Consider the following 15,329-nt stretch of genomic DNA (forward strand, 5'->3'; position numbering starts at 1 on the left):
CCTACTTGCGACGCGCCGTCGGCGACGCGCAGGAGCTCCGCGAGCGGGTGCGCGAGCTGGAGGAGTCCGCGCGCGAGCCCATCGCGGTCGTGGGAGTGGGATGCCGCTTCCCGGGCGGGGTGACCTCCCCCGAAGGACTGTGGGACGTCGTGTCCGGGGGCGTGGACGCGATGGGCGGGTTCCCGGCCGACCGCGGCTGGGACCTGGAGGCGCTCTACGGCGGGGACCCCGAGGCGCCGGGAACGACGTACGCCCGCGCGGGCGGCTTCCTGTCCGGCCTGGCCGAGTTCGACGCGCCGTTCTTCGGCATCAGCCCGCGCGAGGCCCTCGCGATGGACCCGCAGCAGCGGCTGATGCTGGAGACCTCCTGGGAGGCGCTGGAGCGCGCCGGCATCGATCCGGCCGGGCTGCGCGGCTCGGCGACCGGGGTCTTCACCGGCATCTACGCCGTCGACTACGGCCCGCGGATGGGCGGCGCGGCGGCCGGCGAGGTGGAGGGCCACGTGCTCGCCGGGACCTACACGAGCGTGGCCTCCGGGCGCGTGGCGTACGTCCTGGGCCTGGAGGGCCCGGCGGTGTCCACCGACACCGCCTGCTCGTCCTCGCTCGTCGCCGTCCACCAGGCCGTGCGGTCCCTGCGCTCGGGGGAGTGCGCGCTGGCGCTGGCCGGCGGGGTGTCGACGATGCCCACCCCGGGCGTGCTCGTGGAACTCGGGCGGCAGCGGGGCCTGTCGGCCGACGGGCGGTGCAAGGCGTTCGCCGACGCGGCCGACGGCACCGGCTTCTCCGAGGGCGCGGGCGTGCTCGTCCTCGAACGGCTCTCGGACGCGCGGCGCAACGGCCGCCGCGTCCTGGCGGTGATCCGCGGCTCGGCCGTCAACCAGGACGGGGCCTCCAACGGGCTGACCGCGCCGAGCGCGCTGGCGCAGGAGAAGGTCATCCGGGCGGCCCTGGCCGACGCCGGACTCGCGGCCGGCGACGTGGACGCCGTGGAGGCGCACGGCACCGGCACGACCTTGGGCGACCCCCTGGAGGCGGAGGCGCTGCTCGCCGCCTACGGGCAGGACCGGGAGCCGGGCAGCCCCCTGTGGCTGGGCTCGCTGAAGTCGAACATCGGCCACACCCAGGCCGCCGCGGGCGTCGGCGGGATGATCAAGATGGTCATGGCGATGCGGCACGGGGTGCTGCCCCGGACCCTGCACGTGGACCGTCCCTCGCGGCACGTGGACTGGTCGGCCGGCGCGGTGGAGCTGCTGACCGAGCACCGCGCGTGGACGCCCGGGCGCCCCCGGCGGGCCGGCGTGTCCGCCTTCGGGATCAGCGGCACCAACGCCCACCTGATCCTCGAACAGGCCCCCGAGGAGGAGACCGCGCCCCGGCCCTCCGGGCGGGCGCCCGCCGCACTCCCCGCACCGGTGCCGTGGGTGCTGTCGGCGCGCTCGTCGGAGGCCCTGCGGGACCAGGCGCTGCGGCTGCGGGACCACGTGGCCGCCCACCCGGACCTGCCGCTGGCCGGCGTGGGCCACGCGCTGGTGTCCACGCGCGCGCTGTTCGACCACCGCCAGGTGGTCGCCGGAGCCGACCGCGACGCCCTGCTCGCCGCCCTCACGGCCGCCGCCGACGGCAGCGGCGGCGCCGGCGTGGTGTCCGGCGTCGCCGGGCCGGGCGGCAGGACGGTGTTCGTCTTCCCCGGGCAGGGATCGCAGTGGGCCGGGATGGGCCGGGAGCTGTGGGCGTCCTCCCCGGTGTTCGCTCGCCGGATGCGCGAGTGCGCCGACGCGCTGGCACCGTACGTCGACTGGTCCCTGGAGGAGGTGCTCGGCGACGCCGACGCGCTGGAGCGGGTGGACGTCGTCCAGCCCGCGCTGTGGGCCGTGATGGTCTCCCTCGCCGAGCTGTGGCGCTCGTACGGGGTGCTGCCCGAGGCCGTGGTGGGCCACTCCCAGGGGGAGATCGCCGCCGCGTGCGTCGCGGGGGCCCTCACCGTCGAGGACGCCGCGAAGGTGGTGGCGCTCCGCTCGAAGGCGATCCTGGCGCTGTCCGGACTCGGCGGCATGGTCTCGGTCGAGCTCCCGGTGGAGGCCGTGCGCGCACGGCTGACGGACGGGCTGTCGGTCGCCGCGGTCAACGGACCCTCGTCCGCGGTGGTCTCGGGCGACGTGGCGGCGCTGGACGCGCTGCTCGCCGGCTGCGAGGCGGACGGGGTCCGGGCCCGCCGCGTCCCGGTGGACTACGCCTCCCACTCGGCGCACGTGGAGGCGATCCGCGAAGAGCTCGGGCGCCTGCTGGAGGGCCTGCGCCCGCGCCCGGCCCGGGTGCCGTTCTTCTCGACGGTGACCGCCGGATGGCTGGACACCAGCGGGCTCGACGCCGAGTACTGGTACACCAACCTGCGCCGGACCGTCCGCTTCGAGGAGGCGACCCGGGCCCTGGCCGCGGAGGGCTTCCGGTTCTTCGTCGAGGCGTCCGCCCACCCGGTCCTGGCGGTCGGCGTGGAGCAGACCCTCGACGACGCCGGCGCCGACGCCGTCGCCGTCGCCGTGGGCACCCTGCGCCGGGGCGAGGGCGGCCTCGCCCGCTTCCACCGCTCGGCGGCCGAGGCCTTCGTGGCCGGCGCCGGGGTGACCTGGCGGACCGCCCTCCCGGACCCGGACGGCCCGTTCACCGAGCTGCCCACCTACGCCTTCCAGCGGCAGCGCTACTGGCTGGACACCCCCGCCGAGACCGACGCCGCGAGCACCTCCGACCACCCCCTGCTCGACGCCGTCGTCGACCTGCCCGCCGGCGCGGGCACCGGCGGCCTGGCGGGCAGCGGGCGCCTGTCCCTCGAACGCCACCCGTGGCTCGCCGGGCACGTGGTCCACGGCGCGGTCCTGGTGCCCGCCGCCGTCCTGCTGGAGCTGGCCCTGTGGGCGGCGCACCGGACGGGCGGCGACCGCGTCGGCGAACTCACCCTGGAGGCACCGCTGGTGCTGCCCCGCACCGGCGAGCGCGAGATCCGCGTGGTCGTCGACGCCGAGGGCGCGCTCACCGTGCACTCCCGGGGCGGGGACGAGACGGAGTGGACGCGCAACGCCGTCGGCGCCGTCGGCTCCGACCCCGACCCCGGCCCCCGCCCGGCCCGGGACACCGCGGCCTGGCCCCCCGCGGGCGCGACCGCCGTCCCCTTCGAGGACGAGTACGCCCGCCTGTCCGCCCTCGGCTTCTCCCACGGCCCCCTCTTCCGCGGCCTGCGCGCGGTGTGGCGCGACGGCGACGCCCTCCTCGCCGAGGTGGAGCTGCCCGCCGCCGACGGCGCGGCCGGCCGCTACCGCGTCCACCCGGCGCTGCTGCACGCCGCGCTGCTCCCGGCCGGCCTCGGCGGGATCGTCGACGGCTCCCGGCCCGAGGGCTGGCTGCCCTTCCGCTGCACCGGCCTGCGCGCGGACCGGGCCGAACCGGGCGTGCTGCGCGTCCGCCTGGCGCCCGCCGGGGAGAACACGCTCTCCCTGGCCCTCGCCGACGCCGCCGGAGCGCCCGTCGGCGGCATCGAGGCGCTCGGCCTGCGGCCCGCGGACGTCGAGGAGCTGACCGCGCTGGGCTTCGACCACCGGGACTCCCTCTTCCGGGTGGACTGGACCCCCCTCGCCCTGCCCCCCGCCCCCGCCCCCGACCGGTACGCCGTACTGGGCGCGCCCGACGCGGCCGCCGGGACCTTCGCCGCACTGGCGGAACCCGCCGCCCCGGGCGCCCCGGCACCCCCCGTCGTCATCGCCCGGCTCGGCCTCCCGGACGCCGACGGCGCCGTTGCTCCCGCCCGCGTCGAGGAGGCCCTCCACCGGGTGCTGCGCTGGACGCGCGACTGGCTCGCCGACGACCGGTTCGCCGGCTCCCGCCTGGCCCTCGTGACACAGGACGCCGTCCACGACGAGCGGACGCCCGCCGCCGACCCCGCGGCCGCCGCCGTCTGGGGGTTCGTCCGCAGCGCGCAGACCGAGAACCCCGGCCGCTTCACCCTCGTGGACACCGACGGCACACCCGCCTCCCTCGCCGCCGTCCCCGCGGCGGCCGCCTCCGGCGCGCCCCAGATCAGGCTCCGGGCCGGTGCGGCCGCCGCCCCGGCCCTGGCCCGCGCCCACGGGGCCGCGGCGCCGGACGGCGTACCGCCGCTCGGCTCCGGCACCGTGCTCATCACCGGCGGCACCGGCGGCCTGGGCGCCCTGCTGGCCCGCCACCTCGTGGCGCGGCACGGAGTGCGCCGGCTGCTGCTGGCCGGCCGCCGGGGCCCCGATGCCCCGGTGGCGGCCGCGCTGCGCGCGGAGCTGACCGGGGCGGGAGCCCATGTCGACGTCGTGGCCTGCGACGTCGCGGACCGCGACTCCGTCGCCGCGCTCCTCGCCGCCGTGCCCGCCGGGCATCCGCTGACCGCGGTCGTCCACTGCGCCGGCGTGCTGGCCGACGGGGTTCTCGAGGCGCTGACCGAGGAGCGCGTGGACACCGTCCTCGCGCCCAAGGTCCGCGGCGCCTGGCACCTGCACGAGCTGACCCGGCACCTGGACCTGTCCGCGTTCGTGCTCTTCTCCTCGGTCGCGGGCGTGCTCGGGACGGCCGGGCAGGCCAACTACGCGGCGGCCAACGGGTTCCTCGACGGCCTCGCGCGGGCCCGCCGGGCCGAAGGGCTGCCGGCCACCTCGCTGTGCTGGGGCTTCTGGGCCGAACGCAGCGAGATGGTCGCCGGCCTCGCGGACGCCGACGTCGAACGCCTGCGCCGCCAGGGCGTGCTGCCGCTGGCCACGCGGGAGGGGCTCGCCCTCTTCGACCTCGCCCTCTCCCTCGACGAGCCGGTCCTGGTCCCGGCCCGGCTGGACCCCGCCGCCCCCGGCGCGGCCTCGCCGCTCCTGGCCGGCCTGGCCGGGACGCCCGGCGGACCCGGCGGGCCGGCCGGCCGCGGGCCCGCCGATCCCGGCGGCCTGGCGCAGCGCCTCGGCGCGCTGCCGCCCGAGGAGGCGGAGGCGGCGCTGCTCGACGCGGTCCGGACGCAGACCGCACTGGTCCTCGGCCACCGCGACACCGCCCGGATCGGTGCGAACGCGGCCTTCAAGCAGCTGGGGCTCGACTCGCTCACCGCGCTGGAGCTGCGCAACAGGCTGTCGGCGGTGACCGGGCTGAAGCTGCCCGCCACCCTCGTCTTCGACCACCCCAACCCGGCCGCCCTCGCCCGGTTCCTGCTCGCGGCCGTCGCCTTCGACTCCGCGCCCCCGCAGTCCCCGGCCGACTCGCTGGCCCAGGAGATCGAACGGCTGGGCTCCCGGCTGGAAGAGGCCTTCCTCCGGCTGGAGGCGCAGGACAGGACCGCCATTTCCACTCTGCTCGGCGAGCTGCAGGGCCGAGTCCGCTCGATGGCGGGCACCGGAGCACCGGTCGCCATCGTCGACCAGATCACTTCGGCCTCAGCGGGAGAGCTCCTCGCGCTGCTGGACAAAGAGCTCGGCTAGGGGAGAGCGATGACGAACGACAACAGCGCCGATGTCCTCGAATACCTCAGGCGGACCTCGATCGAGCTGATCGAGACGCGCGGACGCCTCCAGGAGCTGACGGACGCCGCCGCCGAGCCCGTCGCGGTCGTGGGCGTCGCCTGCCGCTTCCCGGGCGGCGCGCACTCCCCGGAGCAGCTGTGGGAGCTGGTGCGGACCGGCGCGGACGCCGTCTCCGACTTCCCGCAGGACCGCCACTGGGACCTGGAGGGCCTGTACGACCCGGACCCGGACCGCCCGGGCACCTGCTACACCCGCTCGGGCGGCTTCCTGGACGGCGCCGGCGACTTCGACGCCGAGTTCTTCGAGATCAACCCGCGCGAGGCGCTGGCCGCCGACCCGCAGCAGCGGCTGCTCCTGGAGACCTCCTGGGAGTCCCTGGAGCGGGCCGGCATCGACCCGCACAGCCTGCGCGGCAGCGACACCGGCGTCTTCGCCGGCATCGCGTACTTCGGCTACGGCAACCACCACGTCACCCCGGAGGTCATCTCGGGCTACGCGCAGACCGGCTCCCTGCTGAGCGTGGCCTCCGGCCGGGTGTCGTACGCGCTCGGCCTGGAGGGGCCGGCCGTCTCCACCGACACCGCCTGCTCCTCCTCCCTGGTGACGGTGCACCAGGCCGTGCAGTCGCTGCGCCGGCGCGAGTGCGGACTCGCCCTCGCCGGCGGGGTCACCGTCATGGCGACGCCCCAGGTGTTCCGCGAGTTCGCGCGGCAGCGGGGCCTGTCGGCCGACGGCCGGTGCAAGGCGTTCGCCGACGCGGCGGACGGCACCGGCTTCTCCGAGGGCGTCGGGATGCTGGTCCTGGAGCGGCTCTCCGACGCACGGCGCAACGGGCGCCGGATCTGGGCGGTCATCCGCGGCTCCGCCGTCAACCAGGACGGCGCCTCCAACGGCCTGACCGCACCGAGCGGGCCCGCCCAGCAGCGGGTGATCCGGGCCGCCCTGGCCGACGCCCGCCTCCAGACGGGCGACGTCGACGTCGTCGAGGCGCACGGGACCGGCACCACCCTCGGCGACCCCATCGAGGCGCAGGCCCTGCTGGCCACCTACGGGCAGGACCGCGAGCCGGGCAGCCCCCTGTGGCTGGGCTCGCTGAAGTCGAACATCGGCCACACCCAGGCCGCCGCGGGCGTCGGCGGCATCATCAAGATGATCATGGCGATGCGGCACGGGGTCATGCCCCGCACCCTGCACGTGGACCGGCCGTCGACCCACGTGGACTGGTCGGCCGGCGCGGTCGAACTGCTCACGGAGGCCCGCGCGTGGCACGGCGCCCCCGGACGCCCCCGGCGGGCCGGCGTGTCCAGCTTCGGCGCCAGCGGCACCAACGCCCACCTGATCCTCGAACAGGCCCCCGAGGAGGAGCCCGCCCCCGAGCCCGCCGACCGGGTGCCCCCCGGCGCCGTCGGCCTGCTGCCGTGGGTGCTGTCGGCCCGGTCGGAACAGGCCCTGCGGGCCCAGGCCGGGCGGCTGCGCGCCTTCGCCGCCGCCGGGCCCGGCGCGGACCCCGCCGCCGTCGCCGCCGCGCTGGTGTCGGACCGGGCGCGGTTCGAGCACCGCGCCGTCGTCCTGGGCCGCGACCGCGAAGGCCTGCTGGAGGCCCTCGCCGCGCTCGCCGAGGGCGCGGAGACCCCCGCGGTGGTGCGCGGCGCCGCCGCGGAGACGGGCGGCACCGTCTTCATGTTCCCCGGCCAGGGGGCGAAGTGGACCGGAGCGGCCCGCGAGCTCTGCGCCGCCTACCCCGTCTTCGAGCAGGCCCTCGACGAGGTCTGCGCCCGCTTCGACGCCCACCTGCCCTTCGCGCTGAAGCCCCTCCTCCTCGCCGACGATCCCGAGGGATCCGACCGCACGGACGTCATGCAGCCCGCGCTGTTCGCCCTCCAGGTCGCCCTCTACCGGACCCTGACCCGCTACGGCCCGCGACCCGACCGCCTGATCGGCCACTCGGTCGGCGAGATCGCCGCCGCCCACGTCTCCGGGGCGCTCGACCTGGACACCGCGACCCGGATCGTGGCCGCCCGCGGCCGGACCATGCAGGCCGTCACCGAGCCCGGCGCCATGCTGGCCGTCCGCGCCCCGGAGGTCGAGGTCCGCGAACTGATCGGCCGCTGCACCCGGGTCGGCGTCGCGGCCGTCAACGGCCCCGAGTCCGTGGTGGTCTCCGGCCTGCGCGAGGAGGTCCGCGCCCTGCGCGACCGGCTCGTCGCCGACGGCCGCTCCGCCAAGCTCCTCCCGGTCGACCACGCCTTCCACTCCCCGCTCATGGACCCGGTCCTGGAGGAGTTCGCCGCGGCCCTGCCCGCCCTCCCCGCCGGCGACGGACCCTCGATTCCGGTGGTCTCCACCCTCCTGGGCCGCGAGGCCACCGCCGCGGAGCTGACCTCCGCCGCGCACTGGGTGGAGCACGTCCGGGCACCCGTGCGCTTCCACGACGCCGTCGAGCACGCCCGCGCGGCCGGAGCGCGGGTCTTCGTCGAGGTCGGCCCCGGCTCCACGCTGGCGGGCCTCACCCAGGACGCCTTCACCGCCGAGGGAGTCGACGCGCTCGTCGTGGCCTCCGCACGGCGCGGCCGCGGGGCGGCCGAGGGCCTGGCCGGCGCCCTGGCCGCACTGCACGTCCGCGGCGCGGCCGTGGACTGGGCGGCCCTCACGGGCACGCACCCGCCGGTGGACCTCCCCACGTACGCGTTCCAGCACCAGCGCCACTGGCTGGACTTCCAGGCCGGGACCGCCCCGGCGGACGTGGCCTCCGCCGGCCTGGAGGCCCCCGGGCACCCGCTGCTCGGTGCCGCGGTGGACCACCCCGGCACCGGGGAGACGGTCTTCACCGGCCTGTGGTCCCTGCGCACCCACGGTTGGCTCGCCGACCACGCCGTCTTCGACTCCGTCGTCGTCCCGGCCACCGCGTACCTGGACCTGGCCCTGTCGGTGGGCGGGCGCGTCGGCTGCCCGTCGGTCGGGGAACTCTCCCTGGAGGTCCCCCTGGTCCTGCCCGACGCGGGCGGCGTACAGGTGCGGGTCGTCGTCGGCGCGCCGGACGGGACCGGACGCCGCTCCCTGGACGTGTACGCCCGCCCCGCCGAGGACGGCGCGGACGCCGGAGGCTGGACCCGCCACGCCATGGGCGGCCTGGCACCGGACCCCGTGCCGGCCGACGCCGGGCCGCCGCTGTCCGCGTGGCCCCCGGCCGGCGCCGAACGGCTCGCCTTCGACGGCCTCTACGACTCCCTCGCCGACCGCGGCTTCGACTACGGCCCGGCGTTCCGCGGACTGCGCGAGGTCTGGCGCCGCGGCGAGGACCTCTTCGCCCTCGCCACCCTCCCGGAGGACGCCGCGGCGGCGGGCGGCGGCTTCGCCCTCCACCCGGCGCTCGCCGACACCGTCCTCCACGCCGTGGTCGTCGGCGGAGTCATCACCGTCACCGACGAGCAGGGCTGGATGCCCTTCTCCTGGTCCGGCGTGGCCCTCGCCGGGGAGTGCGGCCCGACCGTCCGCGTCCGCCTCACGCCCCGCGGCGAAGGCGTCGTGTCCCTGCTCCTCGCCGACGAGCGGGGCCGCGAGACCGCCCGCGTCGACGCGCTGACCTTCCGCCCCGCCGTCGCCGAGCAGGTGCGCGCGGCGCGCGGCGCGGGCGAGCGCCCGCTGTACGGACTCGACTGGCTCCCGGCCCCGCAGGAGGCGCCGGGCACCGCCCCCGCGCCCTGGGCCGTGCTCGGCACCGCGGACGGCACGGGCGCCCGGCTCGCCGCGGCGGGCGACGCGGCCGTCGCGCTCCACGCCTCCCTCGCCGAGGTGCCCGGCGGCGACGGCGCCCCCCGCCACCTCGTGCTCTGCCTGGACGACCTCGTCACCCCCGGGGCCGACCCGGCCACCGCCGTCGGCGACGCCGGCGAGCGCCTCCTGGACCGGGTGCAGCGGTTCCTCGCCGACGAGCGGCTCGCCGCCACCACGCTGGTGGTGCTCACCCGCCTGGCCCAGGCCACCGCCGCCGGGGAGGGCGTCGAAAGCCTCCCCGGGGCCTCCGCGTGGGGCCTGGTCCGCTCCGCCCGGACCGAACACCCCGGCAGGTTCCGGCTCGTCGACACCGACGACGGGGAAGCCTCCCGGGCCGGCCTCCCGGACGCCCTGCGGCTCGACGAGGAGGAGCTGGCGCTGCGCGGCGGCTCCCCCCTCGTCCCCCGCATGGCCCCGGTCGCGCCCGCGGACGGGCGGCTCGAACCGCCCTCGGACGGCGCCCACCGGCTCGGCATCCCCCGCAAGGGCACCCTGGAGAACCTCGCCTGGGTCCCCTGCCCCGAGGTGGCGGCGCCCCTGGAGAGCGGCCAGGTCCGCATCGCCGTCCAGGCCGCGGGCCTCAACTTCCGCGACGTGACGATCGCCCTCGGGCTCATCGACCGGACCGCCTTCGACGCCGGACTCGGCAGCGAGGGCTCCGGCACCGTCCTGGAGACGGCCGACGACGTGACCGCCTTCCGGCCGGGCGACCGGGTGACCGGCATCTTCCCCGGCGCCTTCGGCCCGGTGGCCGTGGCGGACCACCGCCTGCTGGCCCCCGTCCCCGACGGATGGAGCCACGCCGAGGCGGCGTCCGTACCGAGCACGTTCCTCACCGCCTACTACGCCCTCTTCCACGTGATGCGGCTGCGCAAGGGGCAGCGCATCCTCATCCACTCCGCGGCGGGCGGCGTCGGCACGGCCGCCGTGCAGCTCGCCCGGCACGTCGGCGCCGAGGTCTACGCGACCGCCAGTCCCGCCAAGTGGCCCGCCCTGCGCGCCCAGGGCCTGGACGACGCCCACCTGGCCTCCTCGCGCGACCTGCACTTCGTGCAGAAGTTCCTCGACTCCACGGGCGGCCGCGGCGTGGACGTCGTCCTGAACTCCCTCGCGCACGCCTTCGTCGACGCCTCGCTGGAACTCCTGCCGCACGGCGGGCACTTCATCGAGATGGGCAAGACGGACATCCGGGACTCCCGGCAGGTGGCCGCCGACCACCCCGGGGTCGACTACCAGGCCTTCGACCTCTACGGTTCGGCCGGCCCGGACGCCCTCCGGGCGATGTTCCACGAGGTCATGGAGCTGTTCGCCGCGGGCAGCATACGGCTGGGCCCGGTCCGCGTCCGCGACGTCCGCGACGCGCGCGCCGCCTTCCGCGAGATGAGCCAGGGCCGCCACACCGGCAAGCTCGTCCTCGACGTGGGCGGCGGCTTCGGCGGCGGCACCGTCCTGGTCACCGGCGGGACCGGCGGCGTGGGCTCGCTCGTGGCCCGGCACCTGGTCGCCGCACACGGCGTGCGCAGCCTGGTGCTGGCGAGCCGCCGGGGACCGGCGGCCGACGGGGTGCCCGCGCTGGTCGCGGAGCTGGAGGCGGCCGGCGCCGCCGTCCGCGTCGCGGCCTGCGACATCGCCGACCGGGCCGCCGTCGCCGGCCTGCTCGCGGACATGCCCCCCGGCCACCCGCTGACCGCGGTCGTCCACGCGGCGGGCGTCCTGGCCGACGGCACCGTCGAGTCGCTGACCGCCGAGAGCCTGCACCGCGTGCTGCGCGCCAAGGTCGCCGGCGCGGTCCACCTGCACGAGCTGACCCGGGAGCGCACCCTGTCGGCGTTCCTCCCGTTCTCCGCCCTCGCCGGCACGATCGGCACCGCCGGACAGGCCAACTACGCCGCGGCCAACGGCTTCCTGGACGGCCTGGCCGCGCAGCGCAGGGCCTCCGGCCTGCCCGGCACCTCGCTGTGCTGGGGCTGGTGGGAGCAGAGCAGCGGCATGACGCAGGACCTGGGCCGGGCCGACCTGTCCCGGCTCCGGCGGATGGGCATCGCCCCCATGCCGACCCCCGAGGCAATGGCCCTGTTCGACGCGGCGTGCGCGGTCGACCGCCCGGTCCTCATCCCGGCCCGCCTGGACCCCGCCGGCCTGCGGGGCGGGGCCGACGGCCTGCCGCCGCTCCTGCGCGGCCTCGCCGACGGCCGCCCGCGCCGCGGCAGGACGGGCACGGCCCCGGACGCGGGCCGCGCCGGGCTGCCCGCCGGGCTGGCGGCCCTGCCGGAACCGGAGGCGGAGGAAGCCGTCCTGGACTGGGTCCGCGACCAGGCCGCCGTCGTCCTCGGACACCCGGCCGGCACGGCCGTCGACCCCGACCAGCCCTTCACCCAGCTCGGATTCGACTCGCTGACCGCCGTCGAACTGTGCAACCGCCTCGCCGCCGCGACCGGACTGCGCCTGCCGTCCACCCTCGTCTTCAGCTACCCGACCCCGCGCGAGCTGGCCCCGCACCTCCTCGGCCTGCTGCGCCCCGCGGCGGACCCGGACGCCGGGATCCGCGAAGCGCTGCGGAACGTCCCCGTCGACGCCCTGCGCCGGGCCGGCCTCCTGGAAGCCGTCCTGGCCTGCGCGGACCCGGACGCGGCGGGCGCCGCCGCGGAGCCGGCGGACGGGGCCGCCGACGCGGAGGAACTGGCGGGCATGGACCTGGACGCGCTGCTCGACCTGGCCCTGGATGAGAAGAGGTAGTGACATGACCGACTCCGCGGACAAGCCGGCGGAGGGCGCGGACCGGGTCCAGCGGGCGCTGCGCACGCTGATCGAGGAACGCGACCGCCTCCGCCAGGAGAACGAGGCCCTCAGGGCCGGCCGGGGCGAGCCCATCGCCGTGGTGTCCATGGCCTGCCGCTACCCGGGGGGCGTCTCCTCGCCCGAGGAGCTGTGGGAGGTGGTCCGCGACGGCCGGGACGTCGTGGGCGCCTTCCCCGCCGACCGCGGCTGGCGCGACGTGTACGACCCGGACCCCGACGCCGCGGGCAGCGCCTACGTGCGCCACGGAGGGTTCCTGGCGGACGCGGCGGGCTTCGACGCCGAGTTCTTCGGCATCAGCCCCCGCGAGGCGCTGGCCACCGACCCGCAGCAGCGCCTGCTGCTGGAGACCTCGTGGGAGGCCTTCGAGCGGGCCGGCATCGTCCCCGCCGACGTCCGCGGGGAGGAGGTCGGGGTCTTCTCCGGGGTGAGCTCGACCGAGTACGGCTGGCGCTTCCTGGAGGCGGGCCGCAGCGAGCTGGAGGGCTACCTGCTGTACGGCAGCTCGCTGAGCGTGGCCTCCGGCCGGGTGGCCTACGAGCTGGGGCTGACCGGGCCGGCGGTGTCCCTGGACACGGCCTGCTCGTCCTCGCTGGTGGCCCTGCACATGGCGGTGCAGTCGCTGCGGGCGGGGGAGTGCTCCCTCGCCCTGGCCGGCGGGGCGCTGGTGATGTCCTCGCCCGCGGCCTTCGTGGAGTTCGCCCGGCAGGGCGCGCTCTCGCCCGACGGCCGCTGCAAGGCCTTCGCGGACGGGGCCGACGGCACCGGCTGGGCCGAGGGCGTGGGCGTCCTGCTGCTGGAGCGGCTGTCCGACGCCCGCCGCAACGGCCACCCGGTGCTCGCCCTCGTCCGCGGCTCCGCCGTCAACCAGGACGGCGCCAGCAACGGCCTGACCGCCCCCAACGGCCGCGCCCAGGAGAAGGTGATCCGCCGGGCCCTGGCGAACGCCGGGGTCGCGCCCGCCGACGTGGACCTGGTCGAGGCCCACGGCACCGGGACCGTGCTGGGCGACCCCATCGAGGCCGACGCCCTGCTCGCCACCTACGGCAGGGACCGGCACGAGGGCCGTCCGCTCTGGCTGGGCTCCCTCAAGTCGAACATGGGCCACGCCCAGGCCGCCGCCGGGGTCGGCGGGGTCATCAAGGCCGTCATGGCCATGCGCCACGGCCACCTGCCGAAGACCCTCCACGTGGGGGAGCCCTCACGGCACGTCGACTGGTCCTGCGGCGGCGTCGAACTGCTGGTGGAGGGCCGCGAGTGGACCCGGGCGGACGGCCCGCGGCGGGCCGGGGTCTCCTCGTTCGGGGTCAGCGGCACCAATGCCCATGTCATCCTGGAGGAGGCCCCCGGGCAGGAGCCGGCGCAGCGCGCCGCCCCGGGCCCGGAGGTCGCCGGCGGGCTGGTGCCGTGGGTGCTCTCCGGCCGGACCCCGGCCGCCCTGGAGGGGCAGGCACGCAGGCTGCGGGAGCTGCTCGCCGCCGACCCGCACGCGGATCCGGCCGCCATCGGCGCGTCGCTGGTGGCGCACCGGTCGCGGTTCGAGCACCGCGCGGTGGTGCTGGGCCGCGGCCGCGACGGGCTGCTGGACGCGCTCGCCCCGCTCGGAGAGGGCGCGGAGTCGCCCGCGGTGGTGCGGGGCGCGGCCGGCAAGCCCGGCGGCGTCGCCTTCGTCTTCCCCGGCCAGGGCTCGCAGTGGGTCGGCATGGGCCGGCAGCTGTACGCGACCTTCCCGGTCTTCGCCCGGCAGCTCGACGCCTGCGCCGAGGCCCTGTCCGAGTGGGTGGACTGGTCGCTGCTCGACGTGGTGCACGGCGCGGAGGGGGCACCCTCCCTGGACCGGGTGGACGTGGTCCAGCCGGCGCTGTTCGCGGTGATGGTCTCCATGGCCGGCCTGTGGCGCTCCTGGGGCGTGGAGCCGGCGGCGGTCGTCGGACACAGCCAGGGCGAGATCGCCGCCGCCTGCGTGAGCGGCGCCCTGTCCCTGCGGGACGCCGCCCGGATCGTCGCCCTGCGCAGCAGGGCCCTCGTGGAGCTGATCGGCCACGGCGGGATGGCGTCGGTCGCGGAGTCCGCGGACCTCGTGGAGCGGCGCCTCGCCCCCTGGAGCGGCCGGGTGGGCGTCGCCGTCGTCAACGGTCCCCGCTCGGTGGTCGTCTCCGGGGAGCCGGACGCGCTCGACGAGTTCGTCGAGAAGGCGAAGGCCGACGGGGTCCAGGCCCGGCGGATAGCCGTCGACTACGCCTCGCACTCCCACCAGGTGGCCCGGGTCCGCGAGCAGGTGACCGGCCCGCTGGCCGGGGTGGCCCCCGGGCCGTCGGCGGTCCCCTTCTACTCCACCCTGTACGGCGAGGTCATCGACACCGCACGGCTGAACGCCGACTACTGGTACGACAACCTCCGCGAAAAGGTCCTTTTCGAATCCTCCGTCCGGCGGATGGCCGACGACGGCTTCCGGGTGTTCGTCGAGATGAGCCCGCACCCCGTGCTGACCGTCCCGGTACAGGAGATCGTCGAGGACCTCGACGACGCCCTGGTCCTGTCCTCCTCGCGGCGGGACCGCGACGAGGTGGAGGCCGTGCTCGGCTCGCTGGCCGGACTCCACGTCCGGGGCGGGTCCGTGGACTGGAACGCCCTCTTCGGGGAGCGCCCGCGGGCGGACCTCCCGACGTACGCCTTCCAGAGGCAGCGGTACTGGCTGGCCTCCTCGCACGCCCCGGCGGCGGTGGCGGCGCCGCAGGAGGCCCCCGCGGCGGACGGGCCCGCGGCCGAGGACCGCTCCGTGCCCCTGACGGACCGGCTCGCCGCCCTCTCCGAGGAGGACGCGGGGGCGCTCGTGCTCGCACACGTCCTGGAGAAGGTCGCCGTCGTGCTCGGCCACGCCTCCAGCGCCTCGATCGACCCCGACCAGGAGTTCAAGGAGATCGGATTCGACTCGCTGCTCTCGGCGGAGCTGAGCAAGCGCCTGACCGCCTCGACCGGACTGCGGCTGCGGGCCAACCTGGTGCTGCGCCAGCCCTCGCCGCGACGGATCGCCGGCCACATCGCCGCCTCGCTGGTCCAGGCCGGACCGCGCTGACCCCCGGCGGCGCGGACGCCCGTCCCGCCCCGCGGGGTGTGTCCCGCCGGCGGGACACACCCCGCGGGGCGGCCCGCCCCGGCCGGCGCCCGGGTGTCTTGAACCGCCGTCGGGCTTCCCCGAAGGTGGGGGTGATCTGCGAGTTCCGCCGATTCCCGGGCCTGTCT

2 protein-coding genes and 1 pseudogene are annotated in these 15,329 nt (G+C 77.2%); all 3 read left to right on the forward strand.

The annotated features are described in order from the left end of the window. Window positions 1–14: 14 nt before the first annotated feature. A pseudogene (locus ACIRBY_RS35425) lies at window positions 15–5,474 on the forward strand (SDR family NAD(P)-dependent oxidoreductase); the annotation flags it as partial. 96 nt (window positions 5,475–5,570) lie between these two features. Continuing rightward, window positions 5,571–12,026 (forward strand): type I polyketide synthase, encoded by a 6,456-nt coding sequence (locus tag ACIRBY_RS35430; protein ID WP_403908541.1) that lies wholly within the window; start codon window positions 5,571–5,573, stop codon window positions 12,024–12,026. Between the two features lie 4 nt (window positions 12,027–12,030). After that, on the forward strand, window positions 12,031–15,162 hold the full coding sequence (locus ACIRBY_RS35435; protein WP_403908534.1) for a type I polyketide synthase: 3,132 nt from the start codon (window positions 12,031–12,033) through the stop codon (window positions 15,160–15,162). The last annotated feature ends 167 nt before the right edge of the window (window positions 15,163–15,329 follow it).

It is taken from the genome of Streptomyces sp. NPDC096136 (assembly GCF_044763325.1).
Taxonomy (GTDB): domain Bacteria; phylum Actinomycetota; class Actinomycetes; order Streptomycetales; family Streptomycetaceae; genus Streptomyces.

Coding starts and splice junctions, on each gene's coding strand:
- ACIRBY_RS35435 (WP_403908534.1), top strand. CDS start 12,031: ATGACCGACTCCGCGGACAAGCCGGCGGAGGGCGCGGACCGGGTCCAG.